Genomic DNA, 13411 nt, shown 5'->3' on the forward strand with positions numbered 1-13411 from the left:
CTCAACCCTATCCCGCGTCGACCTAGCCGCCGCCGCCGATTTGCGCGTCGGATGCCTTCTCGGCAGCGGTTTTCTGCGCGGTCTCGCAATAGGGCGTGCACGAAAGCGTCTGGACATAGGCCCGGCGATAGACGCGGGTCGTATTGGCGACGCTACGGCTGACCATGACCTGGTCATCGACGATAGCAGCGCCGTCCGCATCGATGATGACGATATTGGTGATGCCAAAGCCCTTGCCTGTCAGAACGACCGTACGCGAATCCTTGACCACCGCATCGGCAATCTCCGGGTCTCCAACGACCACCGTATCGGCTGGACGGGCGAGTTTGAGGATTCTTGCCTGGTTCATCACGATGTGGATGCCGGTATCGGCCTGCGTTGCCGGCGCAACCGACAAAACTGCAGCCAGGGTCAGCACCGTTGTGAGGACACAGGAACGGATGCTTCGGCTTCTGACGTGAACCATAGGATAGCCCTTCGAAAATTGTTCGGTTAACCATGGCGGGGATTGGTGAAGGAAAGCTTAAATCTTCAAACAGATAATGAAAGTATATGCGAGGCAGCCATTCCGCTGCGCCTTCGCCGACGAGACTCGCCAGGGCGGTTAAATTTGTAGAAACAGTATAGTTAGAATTTATACCAAATCGGACCGGTATTTTTCATCCTCTGGTGACGTGATTTAAGGTTTCATGGTGGTTTACATTTTCGTAACGGTATTTCTTAAGCCGAATGCAATGAGCGGCACCTACTTTCCATGAGTATTCAGTGACGCCAGAGGCATGAGCGTGAGTTCGACATGAAGCGACCCGTAAAGATCATCTTCGACGTCTTCGCCGATTTTCTGCGCGATAGATCGGGCACGACAGCCATCGAATACACGTTGATCGCTTCGATCATCAGCATAGGCATTATGGTTGGTGCAGGTACGCTCGGCACATCGTTGAAGGATCTGTACGCGAGTTTCACCAATGACGTGACGGAAGCCGCCAACAGATGACCCGACAGGAATCGATCACTTTTTCGCCGGAACACAACCATGGTTGAAGCAGCTATACTTGTCATCTTTCCGTTTGCCATGGTGTTTGCCGCCACGTCCGACCTGTTGTCCATGACCATACAGAACAGGGTTCCAATTATTCTGATTGTATCCTTCATGATCATTGCGCCTTTGACCGGTATGGCCTGGGATGTTTATGGGATGCACTTTGTTGCGGCTGTGACAGTGCTTGCAGCCACTTTTGCCTTATTTGCCACCGGAACGATGGGTGGCGGCGACGCGAAGCTCATGGCCGCGACGGCACTCTGGTTGGGCTGGAATTTGGAACTGGTGCAGTACTTGGTAACGCTATCGCTGTTTGGCGGAATGTTGACGATGTTGATCCTGCACTACCGCGGCTCGTTTGTTGCGCGGGTCTATACGGAGCGATTTGAATTCATGCGCCGCCTCGCAAAGAAAGGCGAAGGCGTGCCCTATGGAATAGCGCTCGGATTTGCCGGACTGCTGGCCTTTCCGTCGTCACCCCTCGGCCTTTGGGTTATCGATCGTCTTGCTCATAGTTGAGCAATGTTTGGGATTGATCCCGAAGCGCAGTCTCCGGGCCAAGCAATAGCTTAAATAGTAAACGTTAAGCGCCGTTAATCATACTTTTAAGCAATACGTTAACCTTAATTACACGATTAACACGTCAATGTGCGACCAAAGTATCTAAGACGAAAGTCTAGTGGGGCACATCAATGCAAAAAGCTCGTCTTGTCATATTGGTCGTAGCGGTCGCTGCTGCGGGTGCGGCCGGCTACATCGCCACGCATATGAAACCCAATGTTACGGTTGTCGCCGATGCCGGTCCGCAGATCAAGCTGCAGGACGTTCTGGTCGCCACCGAAAATCTCGGCGTTGGTGCCGAAGTGCAAGGGCAGATGCGTTGGCAACAATGGCCGGAGGAAGCGGTCGCTGACGGATACATCAAACGTTCCGAACGACCCAATGCGGAAGAAGAACTGAAAGGTTCAACAGTCCGCCTGCAGATTTTCCCCGGAGAGCCGATCCGTGAAGCCAAATTGATCGGCAAGGGCCAGAGCTTCATGTCCGCACAGCTCCCGGCAGGTATGCGCGCCGTTGCGACACAGATTGCAGCCGAGACCAGCGCAGGCGGGTTTATCCTGCCGGATGATTATGTCGATGTGATCATGATCCGGCAGATGGAAGGTGAGCAGAAGCAGTACGCCACGGAAACCATTCTGAGCAACATTCGCGTGCTGGCGATCGACCAGACAATTCAGGAGGACGAAAAGGGTGATAAGACCAAAGTTGGTTCCACCGCCACGCTCGAACTCACGCCGGAGCAAGCCGAAATCCTGACTGTCGCTCAGCAGATGGCTGCTCGCCTGTCATTGGTTCTGCGCTCCGTACAGGACGCGCAGGAACAGACGGGACCCGGCGCCGAATATCTCGTCAACTCACCCGGCAGGGCAGGCAACGTGAAGTTGATCAAGTCCGGCACCGTGACCGAAATCCTGGGGCGGAAATAATAAAATGGGAAGCGAGACAAAGATGTTCAAACACGGTTTCCGGCGCCCATCGACAGCAATGGCTTTCGCCCTTGGCTGCGCTCTCGCGGTTCCTACAATACAAAGCATGGCGATTGCCGAAAGCAATGTCGTGAGGCTCAACCAGGGCCAGGGCATGAACAAGCGCATCAATCTTGGCCTGAACAAATCCCTGGTCGTCGATCTTCCAGCAGACGCCTATGATATCCTTGTGGCCAATCCGGGCGTCGCCGATGCCGTGACCCGCACGGCACGCCGCATTTATCTCTTCGGCAAGCAAGTCGGGCAAACGAACATTTTCGTTTTTGGACCAAATGGCGAGCAACTTGCCAGCTTCGATCTGATGATCGAACGCGATGTCGCCGGTCTCGAAGACGCTTTGAAAAAATACATCCCTGACTCGAACATCAAAGTCGAGCTGATGAATGACAACGTGATTCTGACGGGATCGGTCGAGACACCGCTGGATGCGAAGAGAGCAACCGATCTTGCCACATTGCTCGTTTCAGGTGGCGAGGCGACGACGGGACAATATCAGCAGACTGCTGTCAGTGGCGGGGCCGGTGGCACCAGCGTCGTCATCGGCGATCAGGACGAGGCGCGTCAGAAGAGCAAGATCGTCAATCTGATCCAAATTGCTGGCGACGATCAGGTCACGCTGAAGGTAACTGTCGCAGAAGTCAGCCGCACCGTGATGAAGCAACTTGGCGTCAATCTTATTGGCTCTACAAAGTCCGACGGTATCTTTTTCAGCTCCGAGAATCTCGCTTCGCTGGCAGGCAAGGCATTATCCAACACTGGGGTGTCCGCTCCCATTTCGATAGGCAGCACAACTATCGACGCATATCTCAATGCCATGGAAAGCGCTGGCGTAATGAAGACCTTGGCCGAGCCTTCGTTGACGGCAGTGTCTGGCGAGAAGGCTACATTCAAGGTGGGTGGCGAGTACAATCTTGTTACCGGGCAATCTGTCTCCGAGAACTCCAGGACTGGAGCCGAACGCTCCGCATATGAAATTACGAAGATTGAATACGGTATCGGGCTCGAATTCGTTCCTGTTGTATTGTCACCAGGGCGGATCAGTTTGAAAGTCCGGACGTCGGTTTCGGAACCAACGATGGAAGGTTCCGTGAGTTTGTCTGCCGGAACAAATCCCCATTTCGATGGAATATTTAACCGAAATCTAGCACCAGCACCTTCGACAAATCTCATTTCCATACGCAAGCGCCTTGCCGACACAACCGTGGAACTCCCCTCCGGCGGCTCGATGATGATCGCAGGACTGATGCGAGACGAAAACCGGGCTGCGATATCTGGTCTGCCGGGTTTGTCGAAGATTCCGGTACTAGGCACTCTGTTTAGAAGTCGAGAATTCGTGCGGAATGAAAGCGAGTTGGTCATTATCATTACGCCTTATCTCGTCCGCCCGGTCGCACGCTCTGCGTTGGCTCGCCCCGACGACAATTTAAATCCGGCCAGTGACGCCGCTGGGATATTCCTCGGCAAGGTCAATCGTGTCTACGGCGCCAAGGAAGCCAGTCTGCCTGCGGGCCAGTACGAGGGCTCCGTCGGGTACATCTACAAATGAACGAGGAACGGATCATGTCGAACGTGAACAAGAAACTCCGCATGAAGCCGGTCCTGGCATTGCTGGCCGTAACCCTGCTTGCAGGATGCGCCCAGCAGCGCGATGTGACGGGAGGCATTCCAGATGACTACCGGACCAATCATCCGATCGTCATTTCTGAAAAAGAGCAGGTCGCCGATATACCGGTCGGCCACGCCGATACAAAACTGTCGATAACCCAGCGAAGCATTGTCGATCGTGCTGCGGCCAATTACCGGGCAAACGGATCCGGTGTTATCCACATTCTCATCCCTGATGGTTCGCCCAATGAACGTGCTGCAGCGAGGTTGCGAGGAGATATTGCCGCGACGTTGCGGAGGCATGGCGTGAAGCCGTTCAACATCTCCAGCGAACGTTATCGGGCTGGTCCAGAAGATTCCGCCCCGATTCGCTTGTCCTTTTCGGCCATGACGGCATCGACCAATACGTGCGGCCAATGGCCAAAGGATTTACTCGAAACCGCTGAAAACAGGCATTACGCCAATTTCGGCTGCGCCAGTCAAAACAACTTTGCTGCACAGCTCGCCAACCCCGCCGATTTGCTCGGACCGCGCGCAACATCTCCGATCGATGCGGAGCGGCGAATTGTCGTGATCGATGACTACAGAAATGCGCCTACACCCGAGCCAATCACGGCACAGGAAGTTGAGTACTAAGCTGGTCTTGAGCAACCAACTCTCTTTGAAAAGCGGAATGCTAAAATGAGTCAAGTGGCCTTCGAAACAGAAAACCAGCTTGGTGGCGAGCGATCACCGGGTATAGGCTTGCACGCGCACCGGCCGATACCCCGCATATCGATTCAGGCATTTTGTGAAAGCGATGGCGTTGCAAAGCAGATAGCTCGTGCCAGCGAAGACCGGCGCATGGCCAAAACCCACGTTCAGGTCCATATGGGTGGCGTAGACACGGCCGTTGAACTGTTCCAAACTGTGCCGACGCCCAATCTCATTCTGCTTGAAACGTCGGCGGCGCCACGCGATATGTTGCAGAACCTGACGGCTCTATCCGAGGTGTGCGACCCTTCGACCAAGGTCGTGATCATCGGACATTTCAATGATGTCTGGCTCTACCGCGAACTCATCCGCAACGGTATATCGGAATATATGGTCGCGCCGATCGATCTGTCGGAGATTGTCGGCGTCATAGGCGGCCTGTTCGTCGATCCGGAAGCAAAGCCGCTCGGCCATTCGATTGCCTTCATCGGCGCCAAAGGCGGTGTCGGCGCCTCCACAATGGCGCACAATATTGCCTGGGCCATCTCGTCGCTCTTCAAGAGCGAGGTGGTTATTGCCGATATGGATCTGCCTTATGGCACGGCGAATATCAACTTCGACCAGGACCCGGCGCAGGGAATTGCCGAAGCGGTCTTTTCGCCAGAACGCATTGATGACGTGTATCTCGACCGTCTGTTGGCACAATGCGCCGAACATCTCTCGCTGCTGGCGGCACCATCGACGCTTGATCGCGTTTTTGATTTCCGCGACGATTCCTTTGCGCACCTGATCGATGTGGCGCAAAGATCCGTTCCCCACGTCGTTCTGGACGTGCCGCACACATGGAATGGCTGGACGCGCACAACGCTGGCCCGGGCCGATGAAGTCGTTATCGTTGCATCACCAGAATTGGCAAATCTGCGCAATACAAAAAACCTGCTCGATACCCTAAAGCAACTTCGCCCCAATGACGCCCCGCCAAGACTGATCCTCAATCAGGTCGGTGTGCCCAAACGCCCTGAAATTGCCCCCCTCGATTTCTGCAGTCCGCTTGGAATTCTACCGATCGCCAAGATCCCCTTCGAGCCTGCGCTGTTCGGGAGCGCGGCTAACAATGGCCGGATGTTGGCGGAAACGGATGGGGCTAATCCCATTGTTCAAAGCATTAACGAGATCGCGCATATCCTGACTGGTCGCATGACACTGAAGCCCAAGAAGAAGCCCGGATTGTCGTCAGTACTCTCCCGGTTGAAGCGAAAGAAACAGTAAAGAGAAATCATGTTCGGTAAACGCGGTAATCCCCAATCAAGCGGGGCCGGTGGAAGCCAGGTTCAGGAGTTTCGGGCGCCAGCCCTGGAGACGGCGCTACCTCTTGGCGGAGGGGGCATCGCGCCGGCCGGACTGCCGCGGGATATATTGGAGCCCAAGCGTTCGCCCGTCGAAACGCCGAAGCCTGTCGCGCCGCTGCGCGAGAAAAACGAAGCTTATTACGATACGAAATCGCAGGTTTTCGCCGCACTGATCGACACGATCGACCTTGCGCAATTGTCGAAACTCGATCCGGAAGTGGCACGCGAAGAAATCCGCGACATTGTCAACGACATCATCGCCATCAAGAACTTCGCCATGTCGATCTCGGAGCAGGAAGAGCTGCTCGACGATATCTGCAATGACGTTTTAGGCTATGGGCCACTGGAGCCTTTACTGGCGCGCGATGACATCGCCGACATCATGGTCAATGGCGCGCGCAAGACGTACATCGAAGTGCTCGGCAAGGTACAGGAATCCGGCGTTCGTTTCCGCGACAACCAGCAGCTCCTCAACATCTGCCAGCGTATAGTCAGCCAGGTAGGAAGGCGCGTGGACGAATCCAGTCCCATCTGCGACGCACGTCTGCCCGATGGCTCACGTGTCAACGTTATCGCGCCGCCACTTGCGATCGACGGACCGGTCCTGACCATTCGTAAATTCAAGAAGGACAAGCTGACGCTGGACCAGCTTGTCCGTTTCGGCGCCATTTCTCCTGCCGGCGCCGAGCTTCTGCAAATCATTGGGCGCGTCCGTTGCAATATCGTTATCTCCGGAGGGACCGGCTCTGGCAAGACGACGCTCCTTAACTGCTTGACCAATTATATCGACAAGGATGAGCGCATCATCACCTGCGAAGATTCTGCGGAACTTCAGCTTCAGCAGCCGCATGTGGTGCGGCTTGAAACAAGGCCGGCGAATCTCGAAGGCGAGGGCGAGGTCACCATGCGCGACCTCGTCAAGAACTGCCTACGCATGCGCCCTGAACGGATCATCGTCGGCGAAGTGCGCGGACCTGAAGTCTTCGATCTGCTTTCTGCGATGAACACCGGCCACGATGGTTCCATGGGCACGATCCACTCGAACAGCCCGAGGGAATGTCTCAGCCGTATGGAATCCATGATCGCCATGGGCGGTTTTGCTTTGCCGCAAAAAACCGTGCGCGAAATCATCGTCGGTTCGGTGGACATTATTATTCAGGCGGCACGCCTTCGCGATGGTTCGCGGCGCATCACCCACATCACCGAGGTGATCGGCATGGAAGGCGAGGTTGTTATAACGCAGGACCTCGTCGTCTATGAAATCACCGGCGAAGACGCCAATGGCCGTCTCATCGGAAAGCACGTCTCCACGGGCATAGGCCGCCCGCACATGTGGGAGCGGGCGCGCTATTACAATGAGGACCGGCGGCTCGCCAATGCGCTCGATTCCATGGAAGCAGCGAAGCTATGATGGTGGGATCGGAGCGCAAAAATGTTCGGGCTTGACCTCGCGCAACTTGGTTTCATCGTACTGGTTGTGCTCGCCGTCGCCGCATTGGCCTACGTATTCTTTTTTGATTCTATTGCATGGCAGAAAAAGGCGGACGAACGACTGAAAGAGGTCAAGCTCGCCGCAACGGATAGCCTTGGCAAATTCACGGTTCGCGACAAGCAGGCCGAGGCGGTCAAGCGTCGCAAGTCGGTTCACGATACATTGAAGGATCTTGAACAGCGCCAGAAGCTGCGCGACAAGAATATCAAGTCGCCGCCGTTGAAAATGCTCATTCAGCAAGCGGGCATGAAGGTCACCATGCCGCGATTTTATCTCTATTCAGCTATTACCGGCATCGTGGTCACTGTGCTCGGCCTGATGTTCGGATCGCCGCTTTATCTTGCGCCAGGTTTGTTCTTGGCGGGGGCTCTTGGCCTGCCGCGTTGGTTCGTCTATTTCCGCCGCCGCCGCCGCATCAAGGCTTTCCTTAACGAGTTTCCGAATGCCATCGATGTGATTGTCCGCGCCATCCGTTCGGGTCTTCCGTTGAACGATGGAATCCGGCTTATAGCGCACGAAGCTCAGGAGCCCGTGCGTGGAGAATTCCGCCGCATCGTCGATGCTCAACAGGTCGGTGTCAGTATCCCCGAAGGCGCTATGCGCATGTCCGAATTCATGCCCTGCTCAGAAGCCAGTTTCTTTGGCATCGTCATCCAGATACAGGCTCAGGCGGGCGGTAATCTTTCGGAAGCCTTGGGTAATCTGTCGCGTGTCTTGCGTGACCGGAAAAAGATGGCGGCCAAGGTTCAGGCGCTGTCCATGGAAGCAAAGGCTTCGGCCTATATCATCGGCGCACTGCCCTTTATCGTTGCCTTTTTGGTTTACCTGACAAGCCCGCAATACATCATGATTCTTTTCAACACCAACACCGGCAATTTCATCCTTGCTTGCGCCGGGACGTGGATGTCGATCGGCATTCTGGTGATGAAGAAGATGATCAACTTCAAATTCTAGCGAGAGATGCATGGTAAACGCCTTTGCTAAAGCCATCCAGGATCCGGCATTCATTTTCGCTATTCTGGTCGGGGTATCGATTTTCGCTACCCTCGTTACCTTCCTCATGCCCATGCTGTCGGGAAGCGGGCTTAAATCGCGAATGAAATCGGTTGCCCTTGAGCGTGACCAGATCAGATCGCGTGAAAGGTCACGTCTTGCTTCGGAGAGCGATAGCAGACGCAAGAACGGCAAGTCCCTGCGGCTAACGGAACGGCAAGGCGTACGCCAGTTTGTCGAAAGGCTGGATCTGCAACGGGCACTCGCTGACGAAAAGACGCTCGCCGCGCTGCGCATGGCCGGCTTTCGTGGACAGAACGCTCTGAATATCTTTCTGGCAGCACGGTTTGGCCTGCCATTTATAACGCTCGCTCTTGCGATTCTCTATGTTTTCGGTTTGGGCGGTCTTGCGGATAAATCGACGCTTATTCGGTTGGCGGCGTGCTTTGCCGGCGCGTATGTTGGCTTCTATCTGCCAAATCTCTATGTGAGAAATGTTGCTGGCAAGCGAAAGCAATCCATACAAATGGCATGGCCCGATGCTCTGGACCTGTTGTTGATCTGTGTGGAGTCGGGAATGTCGATCGAAGCCGCTTTCAAAAAGGTATCGGAAGAGATCGGCGTCCAGTCGGGCGAGCTGGCTGAGGAGCTGGTCCTGACAAATGCGGAACTTTCGTTCTTGCCGGAGCGGCGCCAAGCCTATGACAATCTTGCGATCCGCACAGGGCTTGAAACGGTAAAGTCCGTGGTACAGGCGCTGGTTCAATCGGAGCGCTATGGTACCTCGATCGGCACCGCCTTGCGCGTTCTATCCGACGAGAGTCGCGAAATGCGTTTGATGGCGGCTGAGAAGAAGGCTGCAGCACTGCCGCCAAAACTGACAGTGCCAATGATCCTGTTTCTGCTTCCCGTGTTGTTTTGCGTCATTCTTGGACCCGCTGCCATTCAGATACAGGCTCAGGGCGGCATATTCGGCCCCGCAACGCCAAAATAAGCACATCATCGTTCGCTCACGAAAAAGCCGCCTGACTGGGCGGCTGTTTTGTTGCGTCGGACGAAACGATCAGCTCTTGGGCTGCTTCTTGTCTTTCAGCATGTTCCATGAATTTTGTTGCGACAACATCGACCGCAGATATTGCACGTTGGTCTGTGCCTGCTGGGGCGAAAGTTCCTGTTTGGCGATATTCTCGGCCTCGTCAAAACGGCCCTGCAGCCCAACGACAAGTGCAAGGTTTTGCCGCACGCGGCTGTCAGAACCCTTCGCGCCCACGGCCCGACGCATATATTGCTCGGCGGTGGCCAATTCACCCGAGAGGACATAGGACATGCCCATGTTGGACAGGATGGAAGCTTCGTTTGGATTGATGATCAGTGCCTGCTTGTAGAGATCACGAGCCTCACCCGTCTTGCCCATTTGGTCGAGAATAGCGCCTTCCGCGGAGAGCAGTTTCCAATCCGGGTATTCAGGCGTCTGGGCACGGCGCAGCGCGTCGAGAGCCGCATCGAACTCACCTGTGCTGGCAAGCGCTTTGCCATAGGCGGCAAGCACCTGGCGATCTTTTGGATAGGCAATGGCGAGGCTTCGCATTACGGCGAGGGCCTGATCGCTGCGGCCTGTCATGCGCAAGACAGTGGAAAAATTCAACGCCGCAGACCTGTCCTTGGGATTTGCTTCGTAGCGCTTGCCGAGGCTGGACGATGCCTGCATCAGTTGTTCCTGGTTCATCTGATCGAAATTGCCAGCGGGAAGCGTGTCGGTGGTAGTAGCGGCCGGGGTGATCGATCCTGTCGTCGTCTTGTCGGTGGTCGTGCAGCCCGAAATTCCGGAGGCCAACGCGACAATTGCAACAGCATAAATGAAGCGGCGATTACATTGAATAATGCCAACGCTTGTCATAGTTTGCCCCATCCGCAGCACAAATCACCTGTGCGTTAACCATTTCCTTGGCTTAGAAATATTCTGTTAACCCTAACGGACGGTTAATGACCTGAGGACGCGGTACAAAAGTACGAGCGAGAAGAGAACGTTATGGCTAGTGATATCAAAGTCGGAACAATGGCGGGCAGCAAGCCGATCTGGTTCGTAAAAAAAGGCGAATTGGAAGAGGCCGGCCTCGATAGTACTGCCCTTGCATGGGCCAAAGCCAATGGGTTTGATGGCCAGGCTGCCCGTGTTCTTGTTGTTCCGGGGGAGAACGGCGACGTTGCGGGTGCTCTGTTCGGCATTGGCAAGGACGATATTCGGCTCGTTGCCGGCAAGCTGGCCAGTGCGTTGCCAAAAGGTGACTGGTACATTGCGAGCCCGGTCGGCGAGCCAGATCTCACCGCTTTGGCGTTTCTCCTCGGAGGTTACAAGTTTACGCGCTACACGAAAAAAGATGATGCTGAAGTCACGCTTTCGACACCCAAGGGCGCCGATGAGACGGATGTGAGACGGCTCGCCAAGGCCGTCATGCTGGCACGGGATCTTATTAACACGCCGACCAACGATATGGGGCCCGTAGCGCTGGAAGCAGCGGTGCGGAACGTTGCCGAGGAACACAAGGCAACGCTCAGCGTGATCAAGGGCGATGATCTGTTGAAGAAGAATTTCCCCATGATCCACGCGGTAGGACGGGCAGGAAGCCAGGAACCTCGCCTGATCGATTTTGCATGGGGCAAGAAAAATGCGCCAAAGGTGACACTGGTCGGCAAAGGCGTTTGCTTCGACACAGGCGGTTTGGATATAAAGCCTTCGAGCGGCATGCTCCTGATGAAAAAGGATATGGGCGGCGCGGCCAACGTGCTGGCGCTGGCTGGACTGATCATGGATGCAAGGCTGCCGGTCAGGTTGCGTGTACTGATACCGGCGGTCGAAAATTCGATTTCCGCCAATGCGTTTCGCCCTGGAGACATATTGACCAGCCGCAAGGGCCTGACCGTCGAGATCGGAAATACCGATGCAGAGGGACGCTTGATCCTTGCGGATGCGCTTGCATTGGCCGATGACGACGAGCCAGAAATCCTCATCGACATGGCTACCCTGACCGGCGCAGCACGTGTCGCGCTGGGCCCGGATTTACCGCCATTCTACACCAATGATGATGGATTTGCTTCGGAGGTAGCGGCCTCCGCATACGCGGTTGCCGATCCCGTCTGGCGCATGCCGCTTTGGCAACCCTATGACGCCAGACTCTCATCCCGTGTCGCCGACCTTAACAATGTCACGTCCGATGGCTTTGCCGGATCGATCACTGCGGCGCTATTCCTGCAACGCTTCGTCGGCAAGGCGAAGGTCTGGGCGCATTTCGATATTTTCGGCTGGAACCCGGTGGAGAAGCCGCACGCTCCGATCGGGGGCGAGGCACAGGCTATCCGCGCACTTTACCATCTTCTTAAAGAGCGTTACCCGAGCAAATGATTGCCTTGCGTGCCTCGATGCAACGGCTAGAATGGAACGGAACCGAAATGATCGCGGGTAACGTTCATGAATATAGAGCTGAGACCGCTTCAGGCACTGACATTGTGGAAGGAAATTGCGCTGTCGGAAGTGCGCGACGATGCCCACGATCTCACGATGCGGCAGCTGGCTGTGCTTCTTACGGTCTATCTCGAACCGCCGCCCCACACGATACGGGGTATGGCGGCAAAGCTCGGCGTAACAAAACCCGTCATCACTCGCGCTCTCGACACAATGGGATCCTACGGTTTGGTCGATCGACACCGCGATGAGAAGGACAAGCGCAATGTTCTCGTCAAGAGAACGGTAAAAGGTGCGCTGTATGTTGAAAGGCTCGGCGACCTGATTATCGCCAAAGCAAGAGGATTGCCCCTTTGAAAGCTGAAACTGTAAATCTCGACAAGCGGCTGAACGCATTCCGCCCCGATCTTGCGGACGAAAGCTTGCGCGGTCTGGTTGAAGCGGAGCGATTCACCACCGGCATGCCGATGCGCATCGCCGATCCAGTGGTCGACGTGCGCTCCGAACCGCGAGGCGACGCCGGTATCACCACACAGTTTCTCTACGGCGACGATGTGCTCGTCTTCGAAGACGACAATGGCTGGTGCTGGGTCCAGAACGAGCGCGATGGCTATGTCGGCTACGTGGTGGACACGACGCTGGACCTTCGCACTCATGAACCGACCCATATCGTCATCGCACCGCGGACCTTTGTTTACCCGGGTTCTGACCTGAAGTTCCCGCGGACCAAAGCGCTGTCGATGGGCTCGCTTGTTACGGTTACCGGCGGGCAGGAGAGGCGCGGCACGCTCTATGCCATGCTGCCAAGCGGTGAGGCGATCATCGCCAAACATCTCGTGCCCATAGACGAGGTGACGGATGATCATGTGGCTGTTGCGGAAACGCTTATGCACACACCCTATCTCTGGGGCGGCGTTTCGGGATTTGGCATTGATTGTTCAGGCCTGATCCAGCTTTCACTGCTGATGACCGGCCAGGGCGTGTTGCGCGATTCGGATATGCAGGCGGCTTCGATCGGAGAGCTGATCGAACCGGACAAGGATTATCATAATCTGCAGCGCGGCGACTTCCTGTTCTGGACTGGTCACGCGGCGATGATGGCTAGCCACTCCATGCTACTGCATGCGAGCGGCCATACGATGAGTGTCACCCTCGAACCGTTGCGCGAGGCCATCGAACGCATAGCCTATCTTTATGGCAAGCCGACAGCGGTGCGCCGGCTTTAGTTCT

14 protein-coding genes are annotated in these 13411 nt (G+C 55.6%); 12 read left to right on the top strand and 2 right to left on the bottom strand.

The window, feature by feature from the left end; translation table 11 throughout:
• Positions 1–22: 22 nt before the first annotated feature.
• Positions 23–466 (bottom strand): pilus assembly protein N-terminal domain-containing protein, encoded by a 444-nt coding sequence (locus LB462_RS24370; protein ID WP_112526448.1) that lies wholly within the window; start codon positions 464–466, stop codon positions 23–25.
• 330 nt (positions 467–796) lie between these two features.
• Between LB462_RS24370 and LB462_RS24375 the strand changes: the two genes are divergently transcribed.
• The 9 genes from LB462_RS24375 (at position 797) to LB462_RS24415 (ending at position 9715) form a co-directional block, all read left to right on the top strand.
• Complete coding sequence (locus LB462_RS24375) at positions 797–997, top strand: Flp family type IVb pilin (protein WP_224513333.1); 201 nt, start codon at positions 797–799, stop codon at positions 995–997.
• A 39-nt stretch (positions 998–1036) separates the two neighbouring features.
• Positions 1037–1561, top strand: coding sequence for an A24 family peptidase (locus LB462_RS24380; protein WP_224513335.1), 525 nt, complete (start codon positions 1037–1039; stop codon positions 1559–1561).
• A gap of 173 nt (positions 1562–1734) precedes the next feature.
• Complete coding sequence (gene cpaB / locus LB462_RS24385) at positions 1735–2529, top strand: Flp pilus assembly protein CpaB (RefSeq protein WP_209998118.1); 795 nt, start codon at positions 1735–1737, stop codon at positions 2527–2529.
• Positions 2530–2533: 4 nt separating this feature from the next.
• Complete coding sequence (locus LB462_RS24390) at positions 2534–4135, top strand: type II and III secretion system protein family protein (protein WP_370637280.1); 1602 nt, start codon at positions 2534–2536, stop codon at positions 4133–4135.
• Between the two features lie 14 nt (positions 4136–4149).
• A complete protein-coding gene (locus tag LB462_RS24395; RefSeq protein WP_224513337.1) occupies positions 4150–4830 on the top strand; it encodes a CpaD family pilus assembly protein in 681 nt (226 codons plus the stop codon).
• 45 nt (positions 4831–4875) lie between these two features.
• Complete coding sequence (locus LB462_RS24400) at positions 4876–6156, top strand: CpaE/TadZ family protein (protein ID WP_224513338.1); 1281 nt, start codon at positions 4876–4878, stop codon at positions 6154–6156.
• Positions 6157–6165: 9 nt separating this feature from the next.
• A complete protein-coding gene (locus tag LB462_RS24405; RefSeq protein WP_224513340.1) occupies positions 6166–7647 on the top strand; it encodes a TadA family conjugal transfer-associated ATPase in 1482 nt (493 codons plus the stop codon).
• A gap of 21 nt (positions 7648–7668) precedes the next feature.
• A complete protein-coding gene (locus tag LB462_RS24410) occupies positions 7669–8682 on the top strand; it encodes a type II secretion system F family protein (RefSeq protein WP_224513342.1) in 1014 nt (337 codons plus the stop codon).
• Between the two features lie 10 nt (positions 8683–8692).
• Positions 8693–9715: a type II secretion system F family protein gene (locus LB462_RS24415; protein ID WP_224513344.1), complete on the top strand. Its 1023-nt coding sequence runs from the start codon at positions 8693–8695 to the stop codon at positions 9713–9715.
• A gap of 69 nt (positions 9716–9784) precedes the next feature.
• Here LB462_RS24415 and LB462_RS24420 read toward each other — a convergent pair whose 3' ends face one another.
• Positions 9785–10618, bottom strand: coding sequence for a tetratricopeptide repeat protein (locus tag LB462_RS24420; protein ID WP_224513346.1), 834 nt, complete (start codon positions 10616–10618; stop codon positions 9785–9787).
• Between the two features lie 132 nt (positions 10619–10750).
• Here LB462_RS24420 and LB462_RS24425 point away from each other — a divergent pair, with 132 nt between their 5' ends.
• The 3 genes from LB462_RS24425 (at position 10751) to LB462_RS24435 (ending at position 13407) form a co-directional block, all read left to right on the top strand.
• A complete protein-coding gene (locus LB462_RS24425; RefSeq protein WP_224513348.1) occupies positions 10751–12121 on the top strand; it encodes a leucyl aminopeptidase family protein in 1371 nt (456 codons plus the stop codon).
• Between the two features lie 66 nt (positions 12122–12187).
• Complete coding sequence (locus tag LB462_RS24430) at positions 12188–12538, top strand: MarR family transcriptional regulator (protein ID WP_112526432.1); 351 nt, start codon at positions 12188–12190, stop codon at positions 12536–12538.
• Positions 12535–13407 carry a C40 family peptidase gene (locus tag LB462_RS24435; protein WP_224513350.1) on the top strand — a complete coding sequence of 291 codons (873 nt, stop codon included), beginning with the start codon at positions 12535–12537 and terminating at the stop codon, positions 13405–13407. Before LB462_RS24430 ends, LB462_RS24435 begins: the two co-directional genes overlap by 4 nt.
• The last annotated feature ends 4 nt before the right edge of the window (positions 13408–13411 follow it).

The sequence above is a fragment of the Phyllobacterium chamaecytisi genome (assembly GCF_020164455.1).
In the GTDB taxonomy this organism is placed as follows: Bacteria; Pseudomonadota; Alphaproteobacteria; order Rhizobiales; family Rhizobiaceae; genus Phyllobacterium; species Phyllobacterium chamaecytisi.

What these genes read in the sequence shown, in the direction of transcription:
- LB462_RS24390 (WP_370637280.1), top strand. Translation starts at nt 2,534, where the DNA reads ATGGGAAGCGAGACAAAGATGTTCAAACACGGTTTCCGGCGCCCATCG.
- LB462_RS24400 (WP_224513338.1), top strand. Translation starts at nt 4,876, where the DNA reads ATGAGTCAAGTGGCCTTCGAAACAGAAAACCAGCTTGGTGGCGAGCGA.
- LB462_RS24415 (WP_224513344.1), top strand. Translation starts at nt 8,693, where the DNA reads ATGGTAAACGCCTTTGCTAAAGCCATCCAGGATCCGGCATTCATTTTC.
- LB462_RS24375 (WP_224513333.1), top strand. Translation starts at nt 797, where the DNA reads ATGAAGCGACCCGTAAAGATCATCTTCGACGTCTTCGCCGATTTTCTG.
- LB462_RS24395 (WP_224513337.1), top strand. Translation starts at nt 4,150, where the DNA reads ATGTCGAACGTGAACAAGAAACTCCGCATGAAGCCGGTCCTGGCATTG.
- LB462_RS24420 (WP_224513346.1), bottom strand. Translation starts at nt 10,618, where the DNA reads ATGACAAGCGTTGGCATTATTCAATGTAATCGCCGCTTCATTTATGCT.
- LB462_RS24370 (WP_112526448.1), bottom strand. Translation starts at nt 466, where the DNA reads ATGGTTCACGTCAGAAGCCGAAGCATCCGTTCCTGTGTCCTCACAACG.
- LB462_RS24425 (WP_224513348.1), top strand. Translation starts at nt 10,751, where the DNA reads ATGGCTAGTGATATCAAAGTCGGAACAATGGCGGGCAGCAAGCCGATC.
- LB462_RS24430 (WP_112526432.1), top strand. Translation starts at nt 12,188, where the DNA reads ATGAATATAGAGCTGAGACCGCTTCAGGCACTGACATTGTGGAAGGAA.
- LB462_RS24410 (WP_224513342.1), top strand. Translation starts at nt 7,669, where the DNA reads ATGTTCGGGCTTGACCTCGCGCAACTTGGTTTCATCGTACTGGTTGTG.
- LB462_RS24405 (WP_224513340.1), top strand. Translation starts at nt 6,166, where the DNA reads ATGTTCGGTAAACGCGGTAATCCCCAATCAAGCGGGGCCGGTGGAAGC.
- LB462_RS24380 (WP_224513335.1), top strand. Translation starts at nt 1,037, where the DNA reads ATGGTTGAAGCAGCTATACTTGTCATCTTTCCGTTTGCCATGGTGTTT.
- cpaB (WP_209998118.1), top strand. Translation starts at nt 1,735, where the DNA reads ATGCAAAAAGCTCGTCTTGTCATATTGGTCGTAGCGGTCGCTGCTGCG.